This is a genomic window from Glaesserella sp. (assembly GCF_041817755.1).
Taxonomy (GTDB): Bacteria; Pseudomonadota; Gammaproteobacteria; order Enterobacterales; family Pasteurellaceae; genus Glaesserella.
On sequence record NZ_JBGYBX010000001.1, the window covers coordinates 1 to 8096 of the forward strand.

An 8096-nucleotide genomic window follows, 5' to 3' on the forward strand; every position below is an offset into this window, starting at 1 on the left:
AATATGATGAAGTTTTGCCACCTCGCGGATACCAACATCCTGCTCGATGACCAATTTGATAATGTCTAAACGAAATTGATAAGGATGGGACATAATCTGCACCTCAAATTAGGTGTCCAAGTTTTGGGGTGCAGATCATGCCTATATAAACGACTAAATCGGCGTTGCCGTGCGTTCTAACACTTCAAGCAACTCACTGATATTCTGTTTACCCTGTGTTTTAAGCCACTCACGAGCCGCGTCCACACCTTCTGCCTTATACGTTTCCGCACCGCCAGCCCAAGTTGCACGTCCGCAAAGAACACCGTTAAATCGGCTACCAGCTTGATGAGCAAATTCCAGCGTTTGTTGGAACAGTTTTGCTGAAACCCCCGCACTTAAGAAAATAAACGGTAGATCCGTTGCATCGCTTTGTGCTTTGAAGAATGCCGCCGCTTCCGCTTGGCTGTAAAGCACTTCGCCTTCAGCAAAGCCTTCCACATAACTCATCACCACAGGCACTTCGACTTTCAGCACATCCACCCCAAAACGTTTATCGGCGAAGAACTTCATCGCTTCAATCACTTTGCGTGGTTTCACTTTGGCGTTATAGACTTTATCTTCGTTTGAGCCATCGTAGGTTAAAATCTCTAAGAACAACGGAATTTGTTCCGCGTTACACTCCGATGCAACACGTTCAACAAAAGCGGCTTTGCGGTCGTTGATTTCGTGTGGTTCATCTATATCAAAATAGATCAACAATTTCACCGCTTCCGCGCCTTTTTCTTTTAAGCGATAAACGGATACATCATCAATCAAATCAGGGAAACGACCCACCGCGGTTTTATCATAGCCTGTTTTTTCGTATGCCATAATGAGCCCACAATCCGCATCACGTTTCTCTGAAGCCGCCCAGCCAAATTCGGGATCAAGCAAGATCGACGAGGCATACGGGGTGAGTTCTTGAGAAATTAAGGTTTTAAATTCACTGACCTGCTGGGCGGTAATTTCATCCCCCATCATTCGACGTAATGCACCGCGTTGGTCAATCGCAAGAGCCGCAATAATGCCCTCTTTGGTACAAAGTTTTTTCATTAGATCTTGTTTGGACATAAGTATCTCCTTTAATTATCAACTATTCATCATCGCCTAACGCTAAGTTTTTCAGTTGTTGAGCCACATCGTGAATTTGCTCTTTGGCATTTTCCAACAGGCCGTCGGTGCCTTCTTCACTCACATAGCTAATCACCATAGGTAAATTCATTCCGCTATATAACCCTGACAATTTCGGTAAGTAACGCATCGCCACATTGCATGGTGTACCGCCCATAATGTCGCAAAAAACCACGATCTCACCACTTGCATTCGCCAGTGCTTGCTCAAATTTCACTTGGAAATCTTCGCTGCCTTCGTGTGGATATAAGCAGACGGTTTGAGCATTGTCGATTTTTCCTAAAATCATTTCGGCAGTATTCAGCAAGCCTTCCGCAAACTCCCCGTGGCTGATTAAAATTAAGCTCATAGTTGCTCCTTTTGGTTATTTTCTAAAATTATTCAGAGATAGAACGTTATATAACCTTCGATCAACTCCCCTCTTTAGCAAAGAGGGGAAATTTTTTACAAATTCTTAGTACTCAATGCTTTATAAATCGGCTGGTCGCTAAATTTTAAAGTGTCGATCTTCACCCCATCCGTTTCAAAAACGATAATCTCATTCTCACCTTTATGCAGTAACGGTGCAGGCATATAGAGATAACACGTCGGGCCTTCATTCCAGTAACGCCCTAAATTCTCGCCATTTACCACAATCACCCCTTTGCCTAACTCACGGGTATCAATAAAGGTATCTTGTGGCTCTTGGTCTAGCTGTAACTTAAATTGATAGAACGATGGGACTTGGCTATCTTTTTCGCCGTCAAAATCAATCTCATCTAAACGGTTAAAATCAATCGCATAATGTTGCCACCCCGTATGGAAATGCAGATCAAGCACTACGCCTGCGGCAATCCCTTTATGTTGTGTCGGTGCAAGTAGCTTACCGCCGTAATTCACCCGCCCCATATTTTCCACTAACAGATCCAGCTGGAACTCGCCATTCGGTGTCTGTAACATCACTTCATTGCCGATTTCGTGTTGGTATTGGGTGGCGACTTTTTGCTTATCGTTGAAAATCTGAATACGATCTCTGCCTTGGTAAATTCTGAGCTTGATCTCATCGCTATACGCTGTCGGTTTGGCTCGATAAAGCAGATAACCGTAGTAATGCCCAAGCTGTTCCATTGTCTGAGTGAAAGGACTTTCATCACATTCGCTGATCGTGTCTAACGTACCAAACAGAGACACTTCATTTTGCACCGCAAGCGGTGGGTAAGCAGTGATATTTGGTAAAATCGGCTCGACAATCGGGCTGGCATCAGGGTACTGCCCTAACACTTTTTGTAGCAGATAAAATTTCTCTGACGGCTCGCCCCATTCGTGAACAGGGGCATCATAATCATAGCTAGTCACCTGCGGTAAATCGGTATCTAACCGTGCGGAACAGCCGTTCAAGAAGCCGAAATTTGTTCCCCCTTGGAACATATAGAAATTGATACTCGCCCGTTCGAGTAGCTCTTTGGTGCAGTTCGCCAAATCTTGAGCATCACGGCGGATCACAGGCTCTTTCCAGCGGTTAAACCAGCCGTCCCAAAATTCCATACACATCAACGGATAAGATTTGCCATGCTTATCCATATAGCGTTGCAATTCATCTAAATTTTCATTAGAACGAGAGCCGAAATTGCCCATCGGCAAAATATCATCGTCAATCAACGCCCCGGCTTCTAAGGCGTTCTGCCACGCACCGTCCGAGGTGAAAAGCGGTACGTTTACCCCGTGAATCAACATCAATGAACGAATCGCTCTCAAGTAGTTTTTATCATTGCCGAACGAACCGTACTCGTTTTCAATTTGCATCATAATGATGTTACCGCCTTGGGTAATTTGATAAGGGGCAATGCGTGGAAGAAGTTCTTGAAAATAGCGGTCGATTTCAGCAATAAACAGTGGATCGTTTTGGCGTAAGCGGATATTCGGAATATTGAGCAACCACGCAGGCAATCCGCCAAATTCCCATTCCGCACAAATATAGGGCGTTGGGCGAAGAATAACGTACAGCCCCAGATCTTTTGCTGTTTGCAAAAATTTAACTAAATCCGCCCGCTTGCTGAAATTAAATTGCTCGGGTTGTGGTTGATGTAAGTTCCACGGCACATAGGTTTCGACCGTGTTACACCCCATCGCCTTTAGGTTGTAAAGCGTTTTGTACCAGTATTCCGGTACGATACGGAAATAATGTACCGCACCGGAGAGAATTTTGAACGGTTTTCCATTGAGTAGGAAATCCTTTTCGCCGATTTGGAAAGGCATATTTCACCCCGCTTGAAAGATATAAAACCGAATAAATCTAGGGAAGAGTGATTGGGTTTTAGATCTTGGTCATTTGTAAAATATTGAATGGATTTGAGCGCTTGTATCACTTTTTGTAACCAAACCATTCACATTCTATTGTAGGGGCGGGGTTTATCCCCGCCCGAATGGGTAACGGGTGGGGATAAACCCCACCCCTACGAATTTTTATTAGCCCTTAGCCAACAATCCAGCCCAAGAGAGCAAGATACAGAGTGCGATGATGATCATAATCGCTTTGTTAGAGTTCATTTTCGGTCTACCGAGTAACCAGTAGATGAAGAACACCACTAACGCAGGGACTAATCTTGGTAAGATAAGGTCTAAGTTCGCTTGGGCGGAAACGACTTTCTCACCGATAGTGGCAACAAACGGTACTTTGACATTCACCATCGTGGCACACATTACCCCCACAACGAATACCCCAAGCACTGTTGCGGCGTTGGTTAGTGCATTCAAGCGGTGACTTAGGTTGGTGACTAAGTTTACCCCTTCACGATAAGCGATTTTGAGTTGCACCCAACGGAATACCATTGTTGCAATCGCCACCGCAACCCATAAGCCGACACCAAGCGGATTGCCGTTTACTGCCATTGTTGCAGCAATCGCCCCCATAATTGCTGGGACGAGTGAACCGAATAGGGCATCACCGATAGCGGCAAATGGTCCCATTAAACCTGATTTGATACCTGCAACGGCTTCAAGTGATTTCACCCCTTGTTTTTCTTCAAGTGCCAAGTCGATACCTTTAACAATAGTGTTAAAGAATGGGCTGGTGTTGAAGAATTGGTTGTGCATCACCATCATTTTTTGTAATTCAGGTGTATTGTCGCCGTACATTTTGCGTAGCTGTGGCAACATAATCCATAAATAACCTGAACCTTGCATACGTTCGTAGTTCCAACCAACTTGGTTGAAGAATAAGTTACGGATATTGATTTGGCGGAAGTCCGCATCTGTTAATTTATAGCCTTTTGGATTTCCGACTTGTTGATTAGAGTTCGTCATCTTCAATTTCTCCTTTGTCAGAAGTGGTATTTTGTTTTGCTACCGGGGCTGAGCCACCTTCTACGCTACGTTGGTAAACAATGTAGGCGAATGCAAATCCGATTGCTGCCATTGCAAGCATTGGTACGCTGCTGATTGAGTTGCTTACACCTGTTGATGCACCGACAGCATTGATGTTACCGAAGAGAGTAATGAAGATTGCTGTGAGTGAGAATGCAAGGATTAAGTATGCAATGTGACGTTTTGTCGGTAAGTAACGAAGTAAGATTGCGAAACCTAACGCCGGTAATACGCCACCTGCAAGGGTTAAACCGTCTGCGATAACTTTTAAGAAGCCTGTTTGCATTGCTTCTGCCAGGCTTGCCACAAACGGACCACCAAACACTAACGCTAAGAAGATTGGTAATGCACGAGAAAGCCCCCAAGCGATTGCACCGCAGAGATAGTTGACCGTGATTGCACGATAAGCGTGGTCTTGGATGTTTTTGTCGATACGGTGAGCGAAGAATACGTTAGACATTCTCGCCAAAATATCGGTATAAACCATTAACGCTGCGATTGGAACAGCTAAGGTTGTTAACGCTAATTGTGGATCCATCCCTGCCGATACGGAGAATGCCGTCGCAATTACCGTACCGGAGTTCGCATCAATACGAGATGCACCACCGAAGGTACCTACACCTAAAATGGTTAATTGCATTGAACCGCCGATTAACAATCCTGTTGTTAAATCGCCCATAATTAAACCTGTGATAAAGCCTGCAAACACAGGTGAACCGGCACTAGATACAATTGTGATTTCATCTAGAATTTGATAGAACGCATAGAGCGTTATCAAAAGTATTTGCCACCATTCGATCATAATCGTTACTCCTCTATAAAAGTTTCATTAAATCGACTTTTTCTTCATTAGGCACTAACTGAGCAGTAAGCTTCACGCCTTTTTCAGAAAGTTTTCTAAACACGTCTACATCATCTTCCGTTACGTGAACTGTTTTTCGGATAGGGCGTGTCAGATCCGTTTTAGGCATATTCCCTGCATTGACTTCCGGCAGATTTACGCCTGCCTCCACAAGCTGCAAAATCGTTTGTGGGGTTCTTGTCACCAACAACACACGTTGAGAATCGTAACGCCCTTCGTTAATGTTGGCCGCTGCTTTTTCCACAGGTAACACGCTTAAATTCACCCCTGCCGGGCAAGCCAAGCGTAAGCCTGCTTTATCAATGTCATTATTTGCCGCGACTTCATCGACGACCATAATGCGAGTGATATTGAGATAAGACGTCCATAAATTTGCCACTTGACCGTGGATTAAACGTCCATCAATCCGTACGTTTAAAATTGCCATATTGGTCTCCTCTTTTTGTTATTTGTATGGGTATAAGGTTACACCTTGTACAACACGGTTGACTTCGCCTGTCGGACAAGGGTTATCGGTGGTATAGCCGAGATAAAGCGAACTATAAAACGAGTAAAGTTGCCCAATCACTAAGAACGGGAAGATTCGTGCCGCATCGTCTAATTTGTAAATTTCAGCTCGGATCGGACCGCTTGTATCGCCTAGCAACACGACTTCTTTCGCTTTCTTATCGCGGATTAATTCTTGATACAGATCACGATCATACTGCGCGGTATAAGGCTGCTGAGATAAGAAGATAAAAATTAGGGTTTCATCTTGAACAAGGGATTTAGGCCCGTGGCGAAAGCCCATGGAAGATTCAAAGAATCCTAAACGTTCACCGGCGGTTAACTCTAACAGTTTAAGTGCGGTTTCACGTGCAAGTCCTTGGAAATGCCCACTGCCTAAATAGACGATCCGTTTTAACGGAAGATGGGCTAAACGTTGGATTTCAATTAAATCTTGCGTTAAAAGTTGTTCCGTTACCGAAACAAAACTGTCTACCCATTCATCGTTAAACGCTTCAGGAGCAAGTGATAACAAGGCGGCAAGCATCATATTGCTGGCACTAGACGTCATGGCAAAGCCTTTGTCATGCGTCGAATCCGGTAAGGCTAATGCGCAAGCGGTCGGATTTTTCGAACATTTTGCAAATAACGCACCGTTGATATTGTTAGTGATCGCAAGATGATAGGCTTCGTTGACAATATCATTGACACGTTCTACCGCACCGATACTTTCAGGGCTGTTGCCCGAACGGGCGAAAGAGACTAATAAGGTCGGTTTGTCTGCAAACAGATATTGGTAAGGATTGGAGACTAAATCGGTGCTGGCGATGGATTCGATGACACAACCTAATTTCTCACTTAATACCGGGGCGACAACATCACCGATAAACGCCGATGTCCCTGCTCCCGTAAAGATAATACGTAACTCCCCCTGTTTGGCACGCGCCACTAACGGGCGAACAAAAGAAACCGCATCACTGTTTTTAACGATAGCGCGCGTTTCCACCCACGTTTCCGGTTGTTGGGCAATTTCTTTCGCTGTCCAAAACGCGCTTTGTTTTTCTAATGTTTGGTTAGCAATATTTAGGATCATTGCGCTTCCCTCACAAATAAATGAATTTATTTATCAGGAAAGAGAACGGTATTACGCAATTAACACTTGTACACCCATATTTTCAAGATATTCTCGATAACTGAGCGGAATGTTATTATCCGTTACCAGCACATCGATTTGATTTGCCGGGCAGATCACAAAATTACTGTATTGACCGAATTTGCTCGAATCGGTAACGACAATGACCTGATCCGCCGCATTACACATCAAACGGTTTAACTGAGCTTCCTGCTCATTAAAAGTCGTCACGCCTTTGTGTAAGTCAAAACCATCAACGCCTAAAAACACTTTGTCAAAGCGATAATGTTGTAAATTATTATCTGCCATTACCCCTGAAAACGACATGGCATTTTTCCGTAAAACACCGCCGGTCATTCTGACTTCCACATTCGGACAAGCGACCAATGCCATAGCGACATCCAGCCCGTTTGTCAACACTGTCAAATTCAGATCACCAACATGACTTACGATTGCTTTCGTTGTTGTCCCTGAGTCTAAAATGACTCGCTCTCCGTCTTTCAGTAAAGAAGCGGCAAGCTTGCCGATTTGTTGCTTGAGTTCGGGATAATTATTGCGTTTATCTGCGATAGAAAGTTCTGCAATTAAGCGAGAATTTAACACGGCAAAACCATGGGAACGCGTGACATAACCTTGTTCTTCCAATATATTGAGGTCAGAACGGATGGTGACCGTTGAAACACCAAAATGTTGAGATAATGCCTCGACCCGATGACTACCGGTTTTTTGCAATAACGCTAAAATGTCAGAACGTCTTTCTACGCTGCTTTTCATTTTCTCTCCTAACATCAAAACAACCACCACATACTACGATTGCTTTCGAAACAAATAGTAATACGGCTAAAAACAAAAACAATCGAAAACATTCGAAAATGAGATAAAGATCACATAAATTTACAAAAAACCTTAAAAAAGAAAAAAGGCACTTCTAAAAAGTGCCTTAGACTAACATCAACAGGAATCAAATAACGTTGTTTTAATTGTAGCAACTGTGTTCACACATAAAAAAGTTATTCAATTTTAACCCACAGCTTCTGTGGATAAGTAGCGTGTAGCGTCCCATTTTTCATTGCGTTTAACCAACGCATTCATAATGGTTAGCAGTTTACGCATACACGCCAT

General features: G+C 43.8%; 8 protein-coding genes. All 8 read right to left on the bottom strand.

Annotated elements, in window-relative coordinates; genetic code table 11:
* Positions 1-153: 153 nt before the first annotated feature.
* Positions 154-1092: a tagatose-bisphosphate aldolase gene (gene lacD / locus ACEYKX_RS00005; RefSeq protein ID WP_373766619.1), complete on the bottom strand. Its 939-nt coding sequence runs from the start codon at positions 1090-1092 to the stop codon at positions 154-156.
* Positions 1093-1114: 22 nt separating this feature from the next.
* Complete coding sequence (locus ACEYKX_RS00010) at positions 1115-1501, bottom strand: PTS sugar transporter subunit IIA (RefSeq protein ID WP_373766618.1); 387 nt, start codon at positions 1499-1501, stop codon at positions 1115-1117.
* A gap of 95 nt (positions 1502-1596) precedes the next feature.
* Complete coding sequence (locus ACEYKX_RS00015; protein ID WP_373766617.1) at positions 1597-3387, bottom strand: beta-galactosidase family protein; 1791 nt, start codon at positions 3385-3387, stop codon at positions 1597-1599.
* A gap of 210 nt (positions 3388-3597) precedes the next feature.
* Positions 3598-4434, bottom strand: a complete 837-nt coding sequence (locus ACEYKX_RS00020; RefSeq protein ID WP_005713835.1) for a PTS system mannose/fructose/sorbose family transporter subunit IID — start codon at positions 4432-4434, stop codon at positions 3598-3600.
* On the bottom strand, positions 4421-5296 hold the full coding sequence (locus ACEYKX_RS00025; RefSeq protein ID WP_373766616.1) for a PTS mannose/fructose/sorbose/N-acetylgalactosamine transporter subunit IIC: 876 nt from the start codon (positions 5294-5296) through the stop codon (positions 4421-4423). The genes ACEYKX_RS00020 and ACEYKX_RS00025 overlap by 14 nt, the downstream gene beginning before the upstream one ends.
* Positions 5297-5309: 13 nt before the next feature.
* A complete protein-coding gene (locus tag ACEYKX_RS00030) occupies positions 5310-5783 on the bottom strand; it encodes a PTS system mannose/fructose/N-acetylgalactosamine-transporter subunit IIB (RefSeq protein WP_373766615.1) in 474 nt (157 codons plus the stop codon).
* Between the two features lie 18 nt (positions 5784-5801).
* Complete coding sequence (locus ACEYKX_RS00035; RefSeq protein ID WP_373766614.1) at positions 5802-6935, bottom strand: SIS domain-containing protein; 1134 nt, start codon at positions 6933-6935, stop codon at positions 5802-5804.
* Positions 6936-6986: 51 nt separating this feature from the next.
* Positions 6987-7748, bottom strand: a complete 762-nt coding sequence (gene agaR / locus ACEYKX_RS00040; protein WP_373766613.1) for a transcriptional repressor AgaR — start codon at positions 7746-7748, stop codon at positions 6987-6989.
* Between the last annotated feature and the right edge of the window lie 348 nt (positions 7749-8096).